General features: G+C 54.1%; 21 protein-coding genes and 1 pseudogene. 5 read left to right on the top strand and 17 right to left on the bottom strand.

Annotated elements, in window-relative coordinates; genetic code table 11:
- Window positions 1–7: 7 nt before the first annotated feature.
- From A6U95_RS24355 to hcaE, 7 genes are all read right to left on the bottom strand, one after another.
- A complete protein-coding gene (locus tag A6U95_RS24355; RefSeq protein ID WP_065686372.1) occupies window positions 8–877 on the bottom strand; it encodes an alpha/beta fold hydrolase in 870 nt (289 codons plus the stop codon).
- Between the two features lie 21 nt (window positions 878–898).
- Window positions 899–1,843, bottom strand: a complete 945-nt coding sequence (mhpB, locus tag A6U95_RS24350) for a 3-carboxyethylcatechol 2,3-dioxygenase (protein WP_065686371.1) — start codon at window positions 1,841–1,843, stop codon at window positions 899–901.
- A 173-nt stretch (window positions 1,844–2,016) separates the two neighbouring features.
- Window positions 2,017–3,216: a 3-phenylpropionate/cinnamic acid dioxygenase ferredoxin--NAD(+) reductase subunit gene (gene hcaD, locus A6U95_RS24345; protein WP_065686370.1), complete on the bottom strand. Its 1,200-nt coding sequence runs from the start codon at window positions 3,214–3,216 to the stop codon at window positions 2,017–2,019.
- Window positions 3,217–3,224: 8 nt separating this feature from the next.
- Window positions 3,225–4,037, bottom strand: coding sequence for a 3-phenylpropionate-dihydrodiol/cinnamic acid-dihydrodiol dehydrogenase (gene hcaB, locus A6U95_RS24340; protein WP_065686369.1), 813 nt, complete (start codon window positions 4,035–4,037; stop codon window positions 3,225–3,227).
- Complete coding sequence (gene hcaC, locus A6U95_RS24335; RefSeq protein WP_065686368.1) at window positions 4,037–4,354, bottom strand: 3-phenylpropionate/cinnamic acid dioxygenase ferredoxin subunit; 318 nt, start codon at window positions 4,352–4,354, stop codon at window positions 4,037–4,039. The genes hcaB and hcaC overlap by 1 nt, the downstream gene beginning before the upstream one ends.
- Window positions 4,354–4,875, bottom strand: a complete 522-nt coding sequence (gene hcaF, locus A6U95_RS24330) for a 3-phenylpropionate/cinnamic acid dioxygenase subunit beta (RefSeq protein ID WP_024530776.1) — start codon at window positions 4,873–4,875, stop codon at window positions 4,354–4,356. The genes hcaC and hcaF overlap by 1 nt, the downstream gene beginning before the upstream one ends.
- Window positions 4,872–6,233 carry a 3-phenylpropionate/cinnamic acid dioxygenase subunit alpha gene (hcaE, locus tag A6U95_RS24325; protein WP_065686367.1) on the bottom strand — a complete coding sequence of 454 codons (1,362 nt, stop codon included), beginning with the start codon at window positions 6,231–6,233 and terminating at the stop codon, window positions 4,872–4,874. Before hcaE ends, hcaF begins: the two co-directional genes overlap by 4 nt.
- Window positions 6,234–6,369: 136 nt before the next feature.
- On the opposite strand from hcaE, the gene hcaR reads away from it, so the two are divergent.
- Complete coding sequence (gene hcaR / locus A6U95_RS24320) at window positions 6,370–7,251, top strand: DNA-binding transcriptional regulator HcaR (RefSeq protein ID WP_065686366.1); 882 nt, start codon at window positions 6,370–6,372, stop codon at window positions 7,249–7,251.
- Window positions 7,252–7,422: 171 nt separating this feature from the next.
- On the opposite strand, the pseudogene A6U95_RS24315 reads toward hcaR, so the two are convergent.
- Window positions 7,423–8,042, bottom strand: a pseudogene (locus tag A6U95_RS24315) (Rpn family recombination-promoting nuclease/putative transposase).
- A 101-nt stretch (window positions 8,043–8,143) separates the two neighbouring features.
- On the bottom strand, window positions 8,144–9,076 hold the full coding sequence (locus A6U95_RS24310; RefSeq protein WP_065686365.1) for a DMT family transporter: 933 nt from the start codon (window positions 9,074–9,076) through the stop codon (window positions 8,144–8,146).
- 161 nt (window positions 9,077–9,237) lie between these two features.
- Between A6U95_RS24310 and A6U95_RS24305 the strand changes: the two genes are divergently transcribed.
- Window positions 9,238–9,726, top strand: coding sequence for a YbaK/prolyl-tRNA synthetase associated domain-containing protein (locus tag A6U95_RS24305; RefSeq protein WP_065686364.1), 489 nt, complete (start codon window positions 9,238–9,240; stop codon window positions 9,724–9,726).
- A gap of 167 nt (window positions 9,727–9,893) precedes the next feature.
- Here A6U95_RS24305 and A6U95_RS24300 read toward each other — a convergent pair whose 3' ends face one another.
- The 7 genes from A6U95_RS24300 to nrfA all read right to left on the bottom strand — a co-directional run bounded on the left by A6U95_RS24300 (window position 9,894) and on the right by nrfA (window position 16,375).
- On the bottom strand, window positions 9,894–10,475 hold the full coding sequence (locus tag A6U95_RS24300) for a hypothetical protein (protein WP_065686363.1): 582 nt from the start codon (window positions 10,473–10,475) through the stop codon (window positions 9,894–9,896).
- The gene (locus A6U95_RS24295) at window positions 10,472–10,858 is read right to left on the bottom strand and encodes a cytochrome c-type biogenesis protein CcmH (RefSeq protein ID WP_024530325.1); all 387 of its coding nucleotides are present in this window, start codon (window positions 10,856–10,858) and stop codon (window positions 10,472–10,474) included. The genes A6U95_RS24300 and A6U95_RS24295 overlap by 4 nt, the downstream gene beginning before the upstream one ends.
- Window positions 10,846–12,543 (bottom strand): heme lyase NrfEFG subunit NrfE, encoded by a 1,698-nt coding sequence (gene nrfE / locus A6U95_RS24290; protein WP_198927325.1) that lies wholly within the window; start codon window positions 12,541–12,543, stop codon window positions 10,846–10,848. Before nrfE ends, A6U95_RS24295 begins: the two co-directional genes overlap by 13 nt.
- Before the next feature lie 216 nt (window positions 12,544–12,759).
- Complete coding sequence (gene nrfD / locus A6U95_RS24285; RefSeq protein ID WP_065686361.1) at window positions 12,760–13,707, bottom strand: cytochrome c nitrite reductase subunit NrfD; 948 nt, start codon at window positions 13,705–13,707, stop codon at window positions 12,760–12,762.
- Window positions 13,704–14,375, bottom strand: coding sequence for a cytochrome c nitrite reductase Fe-S protein (gene nrfC / locus A6U95_RS24280; protein ID WP_021180036.1), 672 nt, complete (start codon window positions 14,373–14,375; stop codon window positions 13,704–13,706). The genes nrfD and nrfC overlap by 4 nt, the downstream gene beginning before the upstream one ends.
- Window positions 14,372–14,941 (bottom strand): cytochrome c nitrite reductase pentaheme subunit, encoded by a 570-nt coding sequence (nrfB, locus tag A6U95_RS24275; RefSeq protein WP_065686360.1) that lies wholly within the window; start codon window positions 14,939–14,941, stop codon window positions 14,372–14,374. Before nrfB ends, nrfC begins: the two co-directional genes overlap by 4 nt.
- 42 nt (window positions 14,942–14,983) lie before the next feature.
- Window positions 14,984–16,375, bottom strand: a complete 1,392-nt coding sequence (nrfA, locus tag A6U95_RS24270) for an ammonia-forming nitrite reductase cytochrome c552 subunit (protein ID WP_256388603.1) — start codon at window positions 16,373–16,375, stop codon at window positions 14,984–14,986.
- Window positions 16,376–16,853: 478 nt separating this feature from the next.
- Here nrfA and A6U95_RS24265 point away from each other — a divergent pair, with 478 nt between their 5' ends.
- The 3 genes from A6U95_RS24265 to A6U95_RS24255 all read left to right on the top strand — a co-directional run bounded on the left by A6U95_RS24265 (window position 16,854) and on the right by A6U95_RS24255 (window position 19,164).
- On the top strand, window positions 16,854–17,492 hold the full coding sequence (locus A6U95_RS24265) for a TetR/AcrR family transcriptional regulator (RefSeq protein WP_065686359.1): 639 nt from the start codon (window positions 16,854–16,856) through the stop codon (window positions 17,490–17,492).
- 3 nt (window positions 17,493–17,495) lie between these two features.
- Window positions 17,496–18,290 carry a CPBP family intramembrane glutamic endopeptidase gene (locus tag A6U95_RS24260; protein ID WP_065686358.1) on the top strand — a complete coding sequence of 265 codons (795 nt, stop codon included), beginning with the start codon at window positions 17,496–17,498 and terminating at the stop codon, window positions 18,288–18,290.
- A 100-nt stretch (window positions 18,291–18,390) separates the two neighbouring features.
- The gene (locus A6U95_RS24255) at window positions 18,391–19,164 is read left to right on the top strand and encodes a MipA/OmpV family protein (RefSeq protein WP_083196456.1); all 774 of its coding nucleotides are present in this window, start codon (window positions 18,391–18,393) and stop codon (window positions 19,162–19,164) included.
- 168 nt (window positions 19,165–19,332) lie between these two features.
- Here A6U95_RS24255 and A6U95_RS24250 read toward each other — a convergent pair whose 3' ends face one another.
- A complete protein-coding gene (locus tag A6U95_RS24250) occupies window positions 19,333–20,262 on the bottom strand; it encodes a LysR substrate-binding domain-containing protein (protein ID WP_021180041.1) in 930 nt (309 codons plus the stop codon).
- Window positions 20,263–20,585 lie beyond the last annotated feature (323 nt).

Below are 20,585 nucleotides of genomic sequence, written 5' to 3'. Positions count from 1 at the left end.
TCCCTGATTAATGCTTGAGGAAATCCACAACCATGCGGTTAAAGGTGTCGGCATGTTCCCATTGCGCCCAATGCCCACAGTTGCTGAACACATGCAGCTGTGACCCGGCAATGCCCGCGAGCAGACGCAGCCCGGTATCCATCGGCACAAAGCGATCGTTGCGCCCCCAGACGATCAGCGTTTGGGCTTTGATTTCGCCCAGGCGCGGGCTGAAATCCGGGAACTGCTTCGGATTAACGGACAGGCTCTTGACGAAGTTTTCCAGGTGGTCACGGTGCGCCAGAATATTATCGAGGCGGGTTTTGAACAGCGCTTCGGTCAGCTCGCTGGGGTCGTAAACAAAAATGTTCATCATTTTGCGCAGGTTCTCGATATTTGGCTCGCGATAGAGCCCCTGCAACAGCTTGATCCCTTCCGTTGGCATCGGCACAAAGGGGCTAGCACCACCTGTACCGCCCCCCATCAACACCAGTTTGCCAACGCGCTCAGGCCAGGTCAGGGTAAACGCCACGGCGCTGTGGCCGCCCATCGAGTTCCCCAGCAGATGTACCTGCTGCAGATCCAGCGCGTCCACCAGCCCTTTCAAAATGCGCGCATTGAGGTCCGAACGGGAACCGTTACTGACGATTGAATCGCTCTTGCTCCAGCCTGGGAAATCCAACAGGATCACGCGATAACCCGCTGCTACCTGCGGTTCAATATTACGGCTGAAGTTCGCCCAACCGCTGGCTCCGGGGCCGGAACCGTGCAGCATAACCACGGTTTGCGCACCGTTGCCACAGTCGTTGTAATGGATACGCAGGCTGGCTTCACCCTCTTGGATCTGCACGAAGCGGCTGGTATTTTCTTCAGTAAGGTCAAAAGATTGCGATGTCATGATGTTGTTCCTTTATCGTTATTATTTCCGCGGTGCGGCGCTGATTGAGCCGAATCCGGTGATCCACTCAGGAAGCTCGCGGTAATAGCGCCCCTCGGTCTGATAAGGACCAAATGCCGATAGCGCAGCAAAGGCGGCCATCCAGGCTTTAACCTCATGGGTCGAACGGCCAGCGATCGCCGACAGTTCGTCATTGCCCAGCCCGTCAAGTTCCGCCAACTGCCCACCGGAAAGAATGTCCATAAACTGGTTGTCCCAGACCGGGTTGAGAGGATGTAAGGTGCTCTGATCCCGCACAAAAGCACGGGCGGCAGTGATAACGCGGTGCTGGCGTAATTGGCGCTCGTCTGCCGGTAATTGGCGGCCACTGCCCAACAGACGGTCACGCATATGAGCGTCGGCCCCGGCCAACTGAGGTACCGGTGGCTGGTGCGAAAGCCCACCGGAGCCCAGGATCAACACCCGTTTATCGAGGCCACGGGCAAAACGTCCGATAGCTTCCCCCAGCAGGCGCGTACGCTTGAAGCCAGGCAAGGGTGGCGCGACCCCATTGATAAATACCGGCAGCACCGGGCAGTTTGACAGGCCACCGAGCAAATACTCCAGCGGCTGGGCAAAACCATGATCCACCTGCATGCAGTAGGAAACCGCAACATCAACCCCTGCATCCAACACAGATTGAGCGCAGGCTTCGGCCAGTTCCGCAGGCACCGGCAACTCGCCAGCGGCACTGCTGAAGTCTCCAATCGCCGTAGCGGCCATACCAATGCAGAACGGCGGCATGATGTCGTAGAAAAAACCGTTGTAATGATCTGGCGCGAACAGGATCACCAGTTCAGGATCAAATGCCTGGATCCGCTGGCGTGCATCGGCAATGGTTTTTTCCACTTCGGCCAGCACCGCTGGGACCGGATCAACGTAACCCACCAGCGGGGAATGAGAGAGACAATGGAGATAAGCGTTCATATCAAGCCACCTTGTTTTTAGTCATTAGCGTGTTTAGCGCGGAACGGCTATTCCAGACGGTCCAGGTTCCGGGCGTAAAAGCCCCCCCCTCACCTGCTCGCGACACCAGATCAACTCCCTCTCCTGCGTAAGAGAGTGGGGTGAGGAGGGGAAACCGGTTAGCCTTCGCGGGGCTACATCAAGCTCTTTAGTGCCACAAGTGGGTCGATCAACAGCGTTTCATCAACCGGGTTCCCTTGCTGGATCAACCTGCGCAGATGGCGCATTTCCCGGCCTTGGTTCAGCGTGATGGCCCCCACCAGCCGACCCTCTTGCAACGCAAACCAGATGGCGTTGTGCGCCTCAACGCTGCCGCGCACTAACCAATGTTCACTCTGCATGGCCCCGATAAACTGAATATTGCTGTCGAACTGATCGGTCCAGAACCATACCGGCACCGTGGCCGGTAACGGCTGATCCAACATGGCACAGGCCGCCACCAGTGCCTGCTGGTTGGCGTTATCCCAGGTTTCCAGGCGGACAAGTTGATCCCCCTGACGGCGTAAGGTGACATCTCCAGCCGCATAAATATTGGCAACCGAAGTACGGCAATGGTCATCGACAATAATGCCGTTGGCGGTGGCTAATCCGGCCTGGGTAGCCAGGCGATCGTTGGCTTCAATGCCAATGCCATAAATCACCGCGTCACCCATCAGCCGTTCGCCGTCCTGCAACGTCAGCACCACGTTTTCCTGTTCCAGGGCTACGTGCTCAATCTGGGCATTAAGGCAAAGACGCACCTGATGTTGTTGATGCAGGCCCGTCAGATAATCCCGCACCGGCGGTGGAGCATTTCGCCCCATCACCATCGCGGCCTGCTCAATCACCGTCACCTCACAGCCACTCTGCTTCGCACTGGCTGCCAGCTCGAGGCCAATGGTGCCAGCACCGACAATCAGGATCCGTTGGTTGGCAGTCAGTACACCACGTAGCCGCCTGGCATCTGCCGCTGTGCGCAAGGTATGCGATTTATCGCCTAACGCATCCAGAGATGTAAGCCGTCGTGCCTTGGCCCCGGTCGCTAACAGCAATCGGTCCCACTCCAATTCTTCACCATCAGCCAACAGCACCGTGTGTTGTAAGGTATCGATCGCGACAACCCGAGTATTGCGGCGCAGGACAATGGCATTCTCCTCATAGAAAGAAGCAGGCAGAATGTCTTGCAACTGCGCAGTGGGCGACAGCAACATAGCTTTCGACAAAGGGGGACGTTCGTACGGAATTTCCGGCTCTTCGCCGATCAAGGTAATGCCACCGGTAAACCGCTGTGCACGTAAGGCTGCGGCCGCCATAGCCCCGGCCTGACCACCGCCGATAATCACTATCTGTTTCATGTTGGCTCCTATAACTGCAATCCACCCGCCACGTGGCGAATACCCCGAATGGCCAGGCCCGCATCGGCATTGATCATCACGCCGCTCAGCGTCCGGTTGTTACGGCGCGAGGCCAGCATCACGTAAGGGCCGGTAAAATCTTCCGGCACAGGGGAGAATTGCAACGGCAGAATGGCGGCAATCTTTTCCGGCGTCAGCGATTGCATAATCGAGGTGTCCTGCTGCCCAAGCGCCTGTGGACCACGCAAGTCACTGGCCATGCCACAAGGCCCGACGCCATTGACCCGCACCTTGGGGGCCAGTTCATAAGCCAACTGACGGATCAACCCTACGTCAGCATGCTTGCTGGCTGTATACAGCGGGCCACCACCACCGGGATACCAGGCCGCATTGGAAAGCGTGAAGATCATACTGCCGCAGGAGTCGATCAATGCCGGAGCGCTGGCTTTGGCGCCCAATAGATAACCTTTGACGTTAACGGCAAACAGCTCGTTAAAACCGGACTCTAACTGTTCCGCCGGTGTCGCCAGCAGCGAGGCATTATGATCCCAGATCCCGGCATTGCCGATAAAACAGTCCAGACGCCCAAAGCGGGACAGCGCCATTGCCACCGCACTCTGATTATCGGCAAAGCAAGTCACGTCACCCTGCACGGCCACAACCTGCTCACCAAACTGCTGCTGTAATCGGCTGACCTTTTCCTCTGAACGCTCCAGGGTCACTACCCTGGCGCCCTCCTCAATAAAGCGCGCCACCAAAGCCAGCCCTAACCCTGAGCCGCCACCGGTTATCAGCACTACATCATCTTTGAGATCGGACATCAGGCTCCCTCCGGTAAATCGATGAACACGGCCCCCTCTGACACGGTGACCAGATAGGTTTGCAGCGGCTCCGTGGCGGGCATGCATAGCGCTTTACCGGTTTTCAGGCAAAAGTTGGCCGAATGCAGTGGGCATTCCACGGTCGCGTCATCGTCGATATAGCCCTCGGACATCGAGGCATTGCCATGGCTGCAACGATCGTTGATCGCGTAATATTCACCGCCTACATGAAACAGCGCGATCGTCGGCTCAGTATCGAGCCGGAGAGCTTCCCCCTCCGGCAACGCCCCAACAGAACAAGCATGGATTCGTTTCATCAGAACAGGATGCTCATGTTGTGGGAGGTAATAACCACCTGGTCGAGAATAATTTCACGCCCGCACAGCCCCCAGCCCTCTTCGGTTGAACGGCGGCGCAGCAGGTCGGTACGGGTGCCAACGTAGAAGGTTTCGTCGCGCTCTTTTTGCGACCGGTAAAGCAAGTAGTTAACCCTTACGGAGAACACATCGGCCTGCGCCGTTTCGCTGATAATGCAGTTGCTGACCATATGGCGAGTACGGGACGGAGGTTCTTCAGCCCAGGCCATTCCGGTTTCCAGGCGAGCGATCCGGCGTTCCAGCTGTGATTTGGTGTCGTTGAAAATCCAGGTGGTCGGCGGTTGCACCCCTTTACGCCGATCGCGGGTCTGGGCATTAACCATAGTGCGCATGGTGTAGCTCAAATCGTCGTCAAGCAGTTCCAACCAGGCGCGGAACGCCCAGTCATCCAATAGGGCGGCTTCGTGGTAGAGAAACTGGGTAATCTGATGCTGGAGTTCCATAGAGATCGGATGGCTCATTTCACCACCTCCTGCTGGTAGGCTGCGGTTTTCTCTTGGACTTCCTGCCAGGTTTCGCTGCTCAGCAAATCCGCCCAACGTTGGTACATGCCGCGCGCGGCGGTTTCGGAAAAGATGTAGTTGGTAATGCCGGGAATACCGTCTTCACGGCGTTTTTCCTGATTCAGCCCCATCTCTAGGCACAATGGATTGTTGCGGGCCTGGTGGCCTTTGAGCAGTTTCTGGATCTCAGCCCAGTTTTCCGAATCATCCTGCTCAAGGAAACCGGCAGGGCCAAAGGCTCGGGTAGCGCTGTTTTCAAACGCCGCTTTGGTTTCCGGCGAGGCGGCCTTGTCGGCAATGCAGAATGCCCAGACTTCTACCTGGTCCGGCCCGCGTGGATGCCAGACGCGCATGGTCGCGGTGCCATTGAGCCAGGAGAGGGTGGGGAAAATATTGTTATGCCCGGCCAGACGCAGGGCACGGATTTTGCCCAAACGCTGCTCGGCTTCGGGATAGCTTTCCCGGTAGTAGCGCGAGACTTCGCCATCAACCCACACGTTGGCGTCCGGTTTTTCGGTAAAGAAGAAGCCACAGCCGTGGCCGTCCTGGCCGAATTGCACCGCGTCTTTGGCGGTTTCCCATACCGGGCGCGGGGTTTGATCATTACCCAGTTTTTTATCGCTGCCGTCCTGCATGCCGCCCAAGACCTGTACCGCCGAGACATGGCTGAACAGGGCATGATACTGATCGCTTGCGAACTGCTCGGCCGGGAACTTCCAGTTGCAGTTAATGACCCACTTCTGCACACCACCGACAATTTCGGTGCCACCTTCCCGCCGATCCAGCAAACCATCCAGATACCAGGCCATATCCCCCAGATATTCTTTGAGTGGCGGAGCACTGGTATCCCAGTTGCCAAATATCAGGCCTTTATAGCTTTCGACACCGGGCACTTCCTTCAGCCCCCAATGCGATTTGCACAGCCCTTGCGGGTAGGCTCGTGGCTCTAACGGCACCTCGACCAATTCGCCATCGATGCCATAAGACCAGCCGTGGTAAGGACAGGTAAAAGCGCGGGTATTGCCGCTGTCCGCGTAGCTGACACGCATTGCACGGTGGCGGCACTGGTTGAGAAACGCCTTGAGGGAGCCATCTTTCTGACGGATAACGACTACCGCGTCTTCCCCCATGTAGGTGTTAAAAAAATCGCCGGGTTTGGGGATCTGACTTTCATGGGCCAGAAACAGCCAGCAGCGGCCAAATATACGCTCCAGCTCTAATTGATAAATGTCCGGATCGGTATAGATCCGTGGCAGAACTTGCCCATTCCGGGTGTCGATCAGGCTATAAACATCTAATTTTGCGTTGGTGGTCATATTATTTGATCCTCATCCAAGAGATGTATTGACCTTCGTAGGGGTTACGCAAAGGATGTTGCTTTCCAGTTACTATTTTGTGAAATAGTAAAAAACGACCGTACCAGACATTTTTTCTATGATGGGAGAAAAAGGCATGGAGCTAAGACACTTACGTTATTTTGTCGCGGTAGCCGAAGAACTCAATTTCACCCGGGCCGCCGAGAAGCTACATACGTCGCAGCCCTCATTGAGCAGCCAGATAAAAGATCTTGAGGGTTGTGTGGGCGCGCCATTATTAATAAGAAATAATCGCCAGGTTTCGCTAACCCGCGCCGGAGAAGTATTTTTACATCAGGCGATCAATATTCTTGAATTGTCAGAGCAGGCAAAACAGTTGGCGCGTAAGGCCATGGAACAACAGGTTCGGCTGATCATTGGCTTTGTGCCCTGTGCGGAAGTGAACATCCTGCCTGACGTTCTGCCCCAGTTACGCCTGCGGCTACCGGCGTCCAGTATCGAACTGGTGAGTATCATTACCACTCAGCAAGAAGATAAGTTATTGAAAGGAGAGATTGACGTTGGTTTTATGCGCCGCCCGATTATCAGTAATCAACTGAACTACCGGGTAGTTTATCGTGAGCCCTTGGTAGTAGTGATGCCCATTGATCATCCACTGAGTAAAGAATCGCAGCTAGAGCCGCAACATCTTGATGGCGAAAATTTTATCAGCACCGATCCGACACACTCCGGCGCGTTGCACCAGATGGTGACTGCCTACCTCGCCGAATCCCACAGCAAGCCCAAGATCGTGCAGGCAGCAACCAACATTCTGGTCACCATGAATCTGGTAGGAATGGGGCTGGGCCTGTCTATTGTGCCGCGCTATGTCAGCCATTTTCAGTCATCGAACGTGGTCTTCCGCCCGCTACCGGCCAGTGCACCACAGATTGAATTATTGATGGCATGGCACAGAGAGAACAGCAGCCCGGCGCTGGCACAAATGATTGACCTGGTGGAAGAGCAACCTGAGGTTTAGCTGTATCGAGCCTGCTTCTCCTTCAAGTGGCCACCTCGGTTTTAGTGATTTTTGCCTCCCCCCTCCACAAGGTCACATAGTGACTTATGGCAAAGAATACAGAGCTCACCATTATGAAAATGGGTACTACACAGTGGTTACTCATCTAGCACTCGTTATCTCAGCTCATGTTTAGTGGCTGATTTTCGCCAAATCGTCTGCGGAGAGGCCGGTCAATTTCATCACCTGGGCACGATCGAAGCCATCAGCCAGCATGGAGCTCGCAATTTTCAGGACGGCCTCCCGACCTTTCTCAATACCTATCTCGATACCTATCTCAATACCTTGTTGTTTGAGATATTCTGCAATAGTCATCAATTCCTCCTCGTGCTGTGGTGCACGCCTCGCCAACTCATGGTATAGGGATAAGGCGTCACCTGACCGTGATAAAAGAGCATTGGGATCACCAGCGGAAGCTGGTCATGACTCGCTTCCAGATGGCGATGCATCGCGGCAATGGCATAGCGTACGAGTCGAAATGCCATGTGCTTATCGGGTGAGCTTTGATGCTCAAGCAAAACGTACACATAACCGTCCCCCTGCTCCGTGTGCAACGAATAGAGTACGTCGGAGTAGTAAGCACGCAGACCACTCTCGATAAAACTACCAGATTCTAGTTTTAGCGTATTCAGATCGCAAAATTGCAGCAAAGCAGGCGGCAAGTGCAATTCCAGAAAATCTCGGGCCGTATCTTGGTGAGTCAGAAACTGTTTAAATACCGCATCGTGCAGTGTAGGAGTGGTTTTTTTCATGTTGGTCATCCTGGACTTAACATAAAAAAACCTACCACAGGCATTCGCCCACTCACATTATGACAGTATTTATATGGAATTTGACTCGCATGCGGGCGCCCCTACGATGCCTCTTTGCGCACCACGTTGACCCGCCAGATACCAAAGCACACCAGCATCAGCGCCACGGCATAACGCCATTCCATGATGCTTTCCTGTAAGAAAATGGCCGATAGTACCGCACCGGAAACCGGGATCAGGAAGTTGAACGGCGCGATCATGCCCACGCGGTTATATTTCAGCAGCAGGCTCCAGAGCGCAAAAGCAACCGAGGACAGCAGCGCCAGGTAGCTCAGGATCGCCACCGATGCCCAGCCGTGGAACTCTAACCGGCCCCCCGCCAGATATCCTCCAACCGTCAGCATCACACCGCCGATGGCCAGTTGCCAGCCGGTCATGATCGTCGGATCGACGGTCTGCGAAATGCGCTTGCCATACAGCGTAGCGGCCGAAAGGATAAACGCGGCGATCACCACAAAACCGTCCCCCAGCCAGCTAAAGCTGAAATCCATCAGTTGACTGTTGAAGTTCACCACCATCACCCCGGCAAAACCCACCACGCAGCCGACGATTTTATTCATGCTAAGACGATCGTTTTTATAAATGAAATGCGCCAGCAACACGCTAAAGAAGGTGCCGGTCGCATTCATGATCGATCCTTTTACCCCTGTGGTGTAGGCCAGACCGATATAGAAGAAGACGTATTGCAGTGCCGTTTGCGTGCTCCCTAACACCACCAACTGTGAATACTGGCGTCGTGACAAACGGCCGATGGGCTTACCCTGCAAGATAGCAAACAGCAGTAATAAGGCCCCTGCAATCACAAAGCGGTAACCGGCAAAGACGATCTTGCCGGGGAGATCGTCGGTGGCGATCTGGAAAATGTCATAACCGTTTTTAATCGCCGGGTAGGCACTGCCCCACAGCAAACAGCAGAAAGCCGCACACAGCCAAACGAACTTCGGCTGGGTAAACAACGACAGGTTAGTCTTCACGCCCCTTTCCTTCCAAAAAATTAAAATCCCGTTTCATAATTACGTATTATCCGTAAAAACAAAAAAATAGCCCGTTGTTTAATCAATAATTTGGCTGAGCCATTCTCTGTCACAACGCGTTATGATAGGGGCAAGAAAAGCAAAACTCAGGAGAGCATGGCGTGTCTACCGCAACCTTTAGTCGTTTAACCTCCCTTCTTGACCAGCAGCAGGCGCGCTATCGCGTGGTTGAGCATCCCACGGCAGGAAAATCCGAAGAAGTCGCCAAGATTCGCGGCACCCAGTTGGGGCAAGGGGCCAAAGCGTTGGTGTGCCACGTCAAGGGCAACGGCATCAAGCAGCACGTGCTGGCCATCCTGCCCGCCGACCAACAGGCCGATCTCGGCGCGTTGGCACAGGGTGTTGGCGGTACTCGCGCCTCACTGGCCAGCCCGGTTGAAGTCGACCAACTGACCGACTGCGTCTTTGGCGCGATCCCGCCGTTTAGCTTCCACCCGGATTTGCTGCTGGTCGCCGACCCGCTGCTGTTTGAACGCTTTGACGAGTTGGCCTTTAATGCTGGCACGCTGGAGCGTTCGCTGATCCTCAACGCTGGAGATTATCAGAGGATTGCTCAGCCTAGATTGGTGAATTTCATTCGCATGGCGTGAGCTCCGGCCCCCTCACCCAGGAGAGGGAGCTGCTACGGTGTTGTCGTTTTGTGCAGAGATTAACTTTAATATATTGATATATAAGATAAATAAATTAGCCAACAGGTGGCACGTACGGTCCCCTCTCCCTTTGGGAGAGGGTTAGGGTGAGGGGAAATCGCTCAATTTTATTGATTCTGTAACAGCAGTTTGGCCATATTGATGGCCTCAATTAGCTGTGGCCGGTTAACCCGTAGCGACTGGCTGTCCAACAGGCGTTGCCATAAGCTTATCGCCTTGGCATATTCCGTATGCATAAAGGCATCGGCAGCCAGCAACATCAACGCCGAGACCTCATCCTTATCCAGTGCCAAAGCCTTTGCTATATTGCTCTCCACCTGCGGGGTAATACGCTGGCCTGCCTGGTAATAAAGCACCGTTGCCAACGCCGAGTAAAGTTCGGCATTCGCCCCCCGCAGAGCCAATGCCCGCTGATAGGCCGCCTGCGCATCGGCAAAATTATCGTTAAAAAGATAATATTCCCCCAGCTGCGCCCACAACACGCTGTCCTGCGGTGACTGGTCGATCTTCTGCTGTAACGTCTGTAACTCGCTTTCGGCCTGCTGATGAGGCGTGAGCGGTTGGACGGGCGAGCTGCGCTTATGCTGTTCGGCCAACACGGTAACCGGGCGGCCGCTGGCCACATACCAACCCGCGGAAAGGCCAAGCACCAGCACGATAAACAGCAGAGGGTAAGAACGCGATTTCATTCCGCTTTCCTCCGCCGCCATAACACCAGCCCAATCGCCCCTAACATCAGCGGTGGCAGCCCCCAGAGTAACAACGTCGAGGGCTCAAAAGCCGGTTGGTAGCGGACAAAGTTACCGTAGCGTGCAGTCATAAAACTCATGATTTCCGCCTGCGTTTTGCCTTGTTCGGTCATGGCAAATACCTCATGGCGCATGGCGACCGCCGCAGGGGCATTGGACTCCAGCAGGCTCTGATTCTGGCATTGCGGGCAACGGATCTGGCCTGCCACCGTCAGCGCCCGCTCCTGCATTTCCGGCGAGGTGAATGCCCAGGTATCGACGATCTGGGCCGCCAGCGGCAACGTGATGCTCCCCCACAACAACAGAGCAGTTAACCAGCGCATGCTTGCCTCCTTTGCCAACCGGCGGCCAACACGCCAATCATCATCAACGCCCCACCCCACCAGATCCAACGGATGCCGGTCTGCACATAAAAGCGCATGGCATAACGCTGCTCGCCACTTTTTTCGCCCATCACCACGTACCATTCATGGAAAGCGTTCCAGTCGATGCCTGGCTCAAACATCTGTTGGCGGCGGGCGGTGTAAAACCGCCTTTCAGGCGTTAACTGGGCCACGGGCTTGCCTTGCTGGGTAACCTCAATCATCGCCTGTTCACTGGTGAAATTAGCCTGAGCCTGTAGATCTACCGAACGCAACGTAAATTGGTATCCCGCGAGGCTAACCGTCTCGCCCACGGTGACGTTCAGGCTGATTTCATGGCATTGCAGCGCCGAACTGGCAATGCCTAATGCCGTCAGCAACACTCCGGCGTGAGCAATCCACTGGGCATAGCGCCGCCGCCTGAATCCGCCATAACACATCAATACCAACCCCAGCAGCCCAAACGGCAGCAGCACCAGATTGAAATAAGGCGCGCCAACAGAGATCTGCCCCCACCCCATTATCCGATAGAGCATCGGGTACAAAGTCCCCACCAGCACGATCAGGGCGGCGGAACTGAGAAGCAACAACGCGCCGAGCAATGCAGGTTTCACCGGGGACATAACGGCTTTCCCCCGGTTGGCACGTAATGCATAAATCAAAAACGATGAACCACTAAGGAACGCAAACAGGATAAACAGCGGCAATGCGCGCTGCTCATCCAGCGCAAAGGCGTGCACTGAAACCAGGATGCCAGAACGCACAATCAGGGTGCCCAACAGGCTGAGAACAAAGGTGCCTAATGTCAGCAATAGCGACCAATGCCGCAATCCTCCGGTACGCTGGCCGACCGCCAAACTGTGTAACAAAGCGGTCGCGGTCAGCCAAGGGAGCAGTGAAGCATTCTCCACCGGATCCCAGAACCACCAGCCGCCCCAGCCCAACTCGCTGTAAGCCCACCAGGACCCCAAAATAATCCCGGCAGTGAGGAAACACCAGGCCGGTTTGGCCCAGCGCAGGCACTGCCCGGCAATCTCGGCGCTAAACTCCCCTTGCAGCAAAGCAGCAAGCATCAGAGCACTACAGGTGGCAAACCCTGCATAGCCCAAATAGAGCAGCGGAGGGTGCAGGATCAGGCCGATATGTTGCAGCATCGGGTTCAGATCGCGCCCTTGAACCGCGGCGGGGAAAAGCCGAACGAAAGGATCGGAGAAGAACAGGATGAAAAGCAGAAAACAGCCGACGATCAACGCCAGAATGGCCAGCGTGAGCGGCTGTAGTGAGCGCATCGATTTAGGGCTGAACAAGGCAAAGCAGGCAGACCAACCGGCCAGGCACAGCAGCCAGAGCAGCAGCGAGCCTTCGTGGCCACCCCACAGCGCCCCGGCCTTCATCAGCGGTGGCAACTGGCTGTGACCATGTTGGGCTACGTACATGACCGAGAAGTCATTACTCAAAAACAGCTGTAGCAGAATGGCGAAAGACAGTGCGATTAACACAAAAATGCTCAGGCTCCAGCCACGCACTGGCAACAGCCCACCCCAACGGCGATCCATCAACGTCAACAGCGTAATGCCAGCCAGCAGCAGCGACGCCGTGCAGGCCAGCAATAACGCAATAAATCCCAGCTCGGGTAACCACAACACATCTACCGCCTTATTCTCTTCTATCTGTCCTGCTCTACCCTATGGATTTCAAGTCAGCCGCTCATGCGCATCCCTGCGCTCGCGGCATTCGTACATCCTTGTACAGCACTACCAGGCGACAAGCTTGTTCATCCCCAGGAGCTTACTTTTAGTAAGTGACCGGGGTGGGTAAGTGCAGGTAACAACGCTGCGGCTTGAAAGACGACGGGTAAGCACTCAGGCAACCGTCATCTGCCCGGCATACAGAATAAAATAACGCAGCAACAGCACGCCACACAGGCTAGCGCCGCTGATCAACAGGATATGGAAATGCGCTTTCCCCCAGCCCAGAGCTTTCAGCAGCAATGGCATAATCAGCCCGCAACCAACAACGCCCAACCAGAACCACCAGGACCAGAACCCACCGCCAAGCGCGGCCGACAAGGCACGGAGTTTGCCGTCATCCCCCAGCCACAGGCCGATGAAGAACGCCGCCAGCAGGAAGATCTCCAGCCACACCACCGGCGTCTCCAGGCGATGCAGGAAATGCACTTCCCGGCTGTGCAGATGACCTTTAGGTCCGAAGGCCGCCACCAGCAGTGCCACCGCGATCCCGGACGAAACGCCAGAGAACAGGAACAGCACCGGTAACAGCGGGTTATTCAGCATCGGGTACGACTTCAGCGCCGAAAGCAGGAAACCGGTATAAGCCCCCAACAGCACCGCCAACACCAGCATCACCGTTTCTATTAGCCGCAACAGCGGCAGCAAGCGCTGCAGCAGACGTGGGATTACCGCCAACTTGGGTAACCAACGCTGTTGCAGCGCCGCCACCTCGTCACGGAAGATCAGCGCCAGCCAGACCACCAGCACCACCATATAGACCTGGAACAGCATCACCCCCATCGACATCACCGAGGTGACGCTATAGTGGAACATCAGTTTCCAGAAGGTCCACGGACGGGTCAGGTGGAAGATCAGGATCACCAGCCCAAGCATGACCGAGGTTGGGGCGATAAACAGCGTGGTTAACATCACCCGGCTGTTTGAGGCCCCCTCTTCTGGATGATAACGGCGCAACAGGATAGCCAGAGTGACCAAACCGGCAGAGATGCCGATCAGGAACAGGTAAATCGCAATGGGCCAGTCCCAGACCAGAGAGTCAAAATGAAAGGCAGAAGTCATTGACTTGTCTCCCCATATTTAAACGGCACGCGATACATTTTTGGCCGTGTCCCCAAGGCTATCTTGTAGCGATAAGTGGTCTTTTGCTGCAACAGACGCGAAATATCACTGTGTGGATCATCGAGATTGCCAAAGGTTAATGCCTTGGTGGGGCACGACAATACACAGGCTGGCTGCTTGCCCTGCCGCAGGTTGGTCTTGCGGCAAAAATCGCATTTATCCGCCGTTTTGCTCACCGGATGAATAAAGCGTACCCGGTAAGGGCACGCAGCGATGCAGTATTGGCAACCGACACAGAGATCCGGGTTCACGTCGACAATGCCGCTGGCGGCATCGATAAACGAGGCCCCCGTTGGGCAGACATGCACACAGGGAGCATCATCGCAATGCTGGCACGAATGGCGGAAAAACCGGTATTTCACGTCCGGAAATTGGCCTATCGGTTCGCTACGGACGATCTCCAGGCGTGAAACGCCCACCGGCACCTGATTGACTTCGCGGCAGGCATCGATACAGGCGGTACAGCCGATGCAACGCGACTCATCGTGGATCATGCCGTAACGGATGCCATTGACGTTCATGGTGCGCGCCAGCAGTTTTTCCGCCAGAGTCGAGCCAGCCGCCAACACGCCAATGCCTACGATAAAACGGCGCCGTGAGCAGCTCATGGCTGCCCCTTATCCAGCCTTACGGACGCTGGATTAAACGCGGGATCATCCTGTTGTTGACGGTGGCAGTCTACGCAGAGCTTGATCCGCCCCTTGTCGTTCAGCCCTTGTACCTTATCTTGCTGCGGGTGCAAGGTATGGCAGCTGGCGCAGCTCACCTTGGCCAAATGCACATCATGTGGCCAGAAGGCTTTTTGCAATGTCTCTGGCAAATGGCAGGACAGGCAAACGCTGTTTTGCTGTTCCACGCCGAACATCGGCTCGTTGAAACGCATTACATCCTTCACGCCCTCACGGTGATGCAGCGAAGGTGAACCGTGACAATTGGTGCAGGTCAGTGGCAATTTGTTATTCGGGTTAATGGCTCCCGCATGTTTACCGTGCATCGCATTTTGTTGCGGCTTGTGGCAGCGCAGGCAGGCCTCATCCGGATTACGTTGCAAGGTGACTTCCGCCGATTTCTGTTGAACAGCGGGGCTGTCGGTCTGGGCCGATACCGGTAATACTGTCAGCCAAAGGCTACAGGCAAGCACCCCGGTAGTTAATAACGAACGCAGTACGCTCATATTGACTCCATTTGTTTACGCCCCGCACACGGGGCGGAGGGGTTATTTGCCTAACAGCCCGGTTTTACGTGCCTGTTCTTCCCACTGCGGTACCACCGTCTTGAGGAATTCCTGCTTTTCGGCGTTCAGTTGTGGCATATCCATACCCAGTGCCAACTGCGCTTTTTCCTTGGTGGAAATGTCCGGCAACTTGACTTCAGTGGTGATGCCCTTGGTCGCTAGCAGACGGATCAACTGAGTCCGAGCCTGTGCTGCCTGATCGAGCGCGGTACCCAAAATGCGCAATGCAACTTCTGGCGCATGCATTTGAATACCGTGGGAAGCAATGGAATAATCCCAGCGCCATTGCGCATGACGGATGTGGGTCAAGATAGGCTTCATCTCAGCTTCGGTGGCACCGGCATCCCAGGCTGCTTTCGCCTCAAAGTGCGCGTGAACCAGTTGGTCTTCTACCTTCAGCTTGATCTCGTTGATATCCTGCTTACGTTTTTCCACCACCGCCTGCATGCTGGCTTTATCCTGGGTGTGGCAGTTCTTACAGGTTTGTTCGTAGTTATCGAACGGGTTGCCAATTTTGTGATCGGTGTAGATCTTGCCTTGGGCGTTTTGCACTTTCGGCATATGGCAGTCGATACAGGTGACGTTGTTCTTGCCATGAATACCCGCGCTCCAGGTTTCGTATTCTGGATGTTGGGCTTTTAGCATTGGCGTCTTGGACAGCGGGTTGGTCCAGTCGGAAAACTCGATGTTGTCGTAATACACTTCCATGTCATCAACCGTGGTGCCCTTGTCCCAAGGGAATTTCACCGCTTTGTCTTTACCATCGAAGTAATACTCAACGTGGCACTGCCCACACACCATCGATTGCTGATCGAAGCGGCCTGCCTTGTCAAACGGCTTACCTATCGTTTCCATGGCTCGAGCCGCGTAAGGGCGGGACAGTTGCAGCGCAGGTTTACCGGCGGCAAAATCGGCGGAAGCGGTATTGTGGCAATCCGCACAGCCGAGGTTATTGACGATTTCCGGCCCGCCACGCGCCCATTTACCATGGAAATAACTCGCTTCGCCCTGTTCGGCGATCACCCTGGCAACGTCCGGGCTTTTGCAGCTCCAGCAGGCCATTGGCAACGGACCCTCTTCTGCCGTTTTCGGTGCACCGGTACGTAAGGATTCACGGATATCCGTGATGGCATAGGCATGCCCACGCGGCTTGTTGTAATCCTTGGCAAACGGGTATCCGGCCCAAAGAATGACCAGACGCGGGTCGCCAGCCAAAGCGTCTACCCGATCGGACTGCTCGGAAGTCGCCTGCCAGGACTTATATTGGTCAGGGTGAGGTGCAGAGAAGGTTTCATTCTTGGCTTCAACCTTCTGCGGCGTGGCGGCAGGTGTCGCATCTGCCTGTGCCGAGAAAGAGAGAAAAACCGCGTACATCCCTGCCAGAAATAGCATCAATAACTTGCTTACCTTATTCATAAGCATCCCATCCATTTTGCCTGCTTGAGAGCAGTGCTTTTATTAGTCGTTAAGTTCTTGTTAGAACAGATTTTCGCCATTACACCGTGCGTAGGGATACCATAGACCCCACAAAAAATGTTGTCTTTGGTCAAGTTCCGGCAGGTTGTTCAGTTGTTGATTGAATTTTGCGAGGCAGCGCAAACTCGAACTAACTCTAATTAGTTATTGAAAGATAACGAGTTGGATGGGGGAAACAAAATGATGACACATACTCGATGTTCCCCTCTCCCCCAAAAATGAGAGGGACTAGTTCAGAACGGTAGTCTGATACGGAAGGCAATCTGCGGAATGTCTACCCCGGCCATTGCGTGCAAAAAAACTGCATTTTTTTATTGACTGACCGTCAGTCAATTAATACCGTAGCGCTACTCCATACGAAAAAGAGGGATTTACTATGGTACGTACGGTGAAAACGCCAGAGGTGCGCCGGGCTGAAATTTTGCAGGCGGCCAGCGAGCTGTTTCAGGAAATCGGGTATGAGTCGACCTCTGTTGATTCCATTGTCCGCAGCGCTGGCATCGCCAAGGGGACGTTTTATTACTACTTCAAATCCAAAGATGAAGTACTGGCAGCGTTGGCACAGCAACTGTGTGCCGAGATGGTTGCCCGCTCACAAATCATTGCCGACGATCCGCAACTGGGGGCGATTGAAAAGTTCTGCGCCATCATCGCCGCGCAGAATCAAACTGTAGAAGCCGGGCAGGCTTTGGTTGAGGACTTACACCGCCCAGAGAACCGCGCATTGCATGAGCGCAGCAATATTGAAACGGTGTTGGCCTTTGGGCCGATCCTGGCAACGGTGGTGGAGCAAGGAAACCAGGAAGGCGTTTTTCAAGTTGATGATCCGCTATCGACGGTGCAGTTCATTCTTGCCGGTTCGCTGTTCCTGTTCGGCCACCAGATGTTTAGCTGGACGCCTGAAGAGCAAGCCGCGCGTATGCAGGCCATGCTGCTGCTGATTGAGCGTGCCTTCGGTGCCGTTGCCGGGTCTTTTGCCGCCGTTTTAGGGGCCAGTATTCAAGGAGAGGATTAAGCGATGATCCCGGTAATCCGTTATTCTCCGCTGCGCTTTTTTGGTCTGGTTTTTGCGTTTTCATGGTTAGCGTGGGCCATCGCAGCCTATCTGAGCCATTTACCGGATAGGCAACAGTCGGCGTTATTTGTGGCTCTGCTGGGATTACTTGGCCCAGCCCTGGCAACAGGGGTGATGATATGGACGGCCAAAGACCGGCGGTTGTGGAGGGATATTCGCTGCAGGGTATTTTCTTTGGCAGGGATAACGCTGGGCCGCACGCTAACCATGTTGGGATTAATCCTGCTGCCGTTACTGATGGCCATTTGGCTGTCAGTACGGCTAGGTTTGAGTACCACCCAGTTTGCTTTTTCCAGCGGTTTTCTGGCCATGCTACCGTTGGCACTGATCGCTTCAATACTAGAGGAACTGGGCTGGCGCGGTTATGGCGTCGATAGCTTAAGGGGCCGTTGGCCAATGTTGCTGCCCACCTCGTTGATATTTTTTGGGCTATGGGCACTCTGGCATTTACCCTTATTCTTTATTGCAGATACCTATCAGCATCAACTATGGCAGGCCGGGGGAATATACGTTACCAACTTTTTTATCAGCATGTTTCCTGCCGCCGTGCTGGCCAATTGGTTCTACTATCATTGTCAGCGTAGCATTCCGGCAGCCATTTTATTTCACTTTACCCTGGTGATGATGGCAGAGCTTATGCCGGTCGCACCGTTGACCAAATGTATCTGGACAGCCCTATTATTGCTGATAGCCACCTTACTGATTGCCATTGAACAGGAGCTGTTTTTCAAAGAGTAAGCAATATTAGTTCATTAATACCTTAATAAGAATGTAATTTCACTTATCGGCTCATTAGAAGCTGATGGCAACCTTTTGACCTAAATCTGGGATATCTATCATGATGGAATATAATTTTATATCTGTTCGCAAGCCACTATTTTCAGTTAATGCCCTTTCGCTGACAGCCATATTATTAACGGGTAATGCCTATGCTGGCGATTGGTCGGTAGGTGTTGGTGTACTGGCAGAACAGTTACCCTATCGCGACTATGATGCACAATATATACCGCTACCGATTTTGACTTATCAAGGAGAGCAGTTTTTTATTAACGGCCAAGGGATCGGCATTAATCTACTGAGTTCTGAGAAGCACAATCTGCATTTGGCGGTTAACTACTCCCCACTAAGCTTTAAACCTACGGATAGCGACGATCCGGCGATGAAGAAGCTGGATAAGCGGCGAGCGACCGCCATGGCGGGCATCGGGTATCAGTATCATGCCGATTGGGGGAGCATCAACGCTGATATTGCAACCGACGTGCTGGGCTATAGCGACGGCGTAATTGCCGATGTCGGCTATCAGTACCGCTTCCAGTTTGGCAAATTGCAACTGGTTCCCGGCTTCGGTATGCGCTGGCAAAACCGCGCCTTCAATAATTACTATTTTGGTATCAGCGAACGGGAGTCGCAACGCAGCGGGATGCAACAATACCAGGCGAAAAGCGGCGTCACATCTTACATTTCTCTCGCCAGCTATTATGCCATTAATAACGACTGGCAGCTGTTCCTGATGGGATATAATGAACAGATGAGCGACACGGTGAAAGATAGCCCGATGACCGATCGTGATTATAGTATCAATGCAGTGGCTGGCGTTTTATATAGCTTCTGATTGACCCACTATTTTATTTTATAAACCAGCGATGGATCCCAATAATCATTTATGGGAAGGGACTGTTTTGCCATAACCCACTGCACCTTAATTTGTGACTAGCCAGCGTTTAAGGTGCAGTTTACTTTCTGCCAGGGTAAGGGGATTTTAGGCACCAAGATCCCCGAGTCACTCCCGATAAAGCAAATCCCCATAAATCCCAGTCAGCACCCCACCCGGAGCGAACTGCTTTTTGATCCACTGGGTGACCTGCCCGGTTGCCGCATGCTGTGTCGCCAGCAACATGCTGGAATCCTGCCGTGGGTTATGAATGGCGCGGGTTGCCAACAGCCCCTCTGCTACCGGTTCACGCGCCATATATTCCGGTAAGAAACCAATCCCCTCCCCTAAAATCTGGCATTGGCACTTGGTGTTAAAATCCGGCACCAGGATCGCTTCCTGCCCGTGCAGCAACCACCCCACTTTCTTGTTGATGGTATGCGCGGTGTCTTCCACCATGATGTTGGGATAAAGCCGCAGCTGGCTCTCTGAGATCGGCTCTGGCATAAACGCCAATGGATGATCGGGCGCAATGGCGAATACCCAACGGATGGCGCCAATTTCGGTGTAATCAATGCCACCGCCGTCCAGCAACGTATCCGGTGCGCCAATAGCGATATTGGCCTGGTTGTTGATGATGGAATCCCAGACGCCATTGTATACCTCGGTGGTCACCGTAATGTGGCAGGTGGGGAATTGCTTCTTCAGCACCTGTAACAGCCGGGCGGTATGCCTTGGGGTGTAGAGCAACTGATTGATACAGATGCGCACCCGCGCCTCGATACCCTGCGAGATGGTATCAATACCGCGCTTGATGGCATGGAAGTCGTTAAGCAGATCGGTCGCTTTACGGTAGAAGTAAAAACCGGACTCGGTGAGTTCGATGCTGCGCGTGCTGCGGTTAAACAGTACGACGTCCAGCCCGGTTTCCATCCTTTTGATGGTATAGCTGATGGCCGAGGTCGTCAGATCCAGTTCCTTGGCCGCCTTGCTGAAGCTGCCAAAACGCGCCGTGGTGGTAAATGCCAACAGATTTTCTTCGGTAAAAATAGAATTCATGACCCCTCCTCCCCCCTGGACGCATTGTTGAATGTATTTGTAAATCCTATGACACGCAACCAGTATTGAACAAAATTTAACACTGCGATTACAACTGATTTGAAGACAATCACACTTCTGATTATTAGTTTAGAGCCTGATGTGGCGCGAGGTGAAAGCCCATTCCCCGCAGGGACGTTTACCGTGGCAAAAGGCGCAAAACATAAGAGAAAGATTGCGCCGCCGCACAGTTTGTCTTTATTGTTGAATTATTTTCAATAATTACACCCTTTGCGATGAATGATTCTTAAGCGGATGTTTTTATCCAGCATCTATTGCTATTC

Source organism: Serratia sp. 14-2641, from assembly GCF_001692375.1.
GTDB classification, from domain to species: Bacteria; Pseudomonadota; Gammaproteobacteria; order Enterobacterales; family Enterobacteriaceae; genus Chania; species Chania fonticola_C.
The sequence above is the reverse complement of the archived record's forward strand: the minus strand, read 5'-3'. Positions and strand labels throughout refer to the sequence as shown.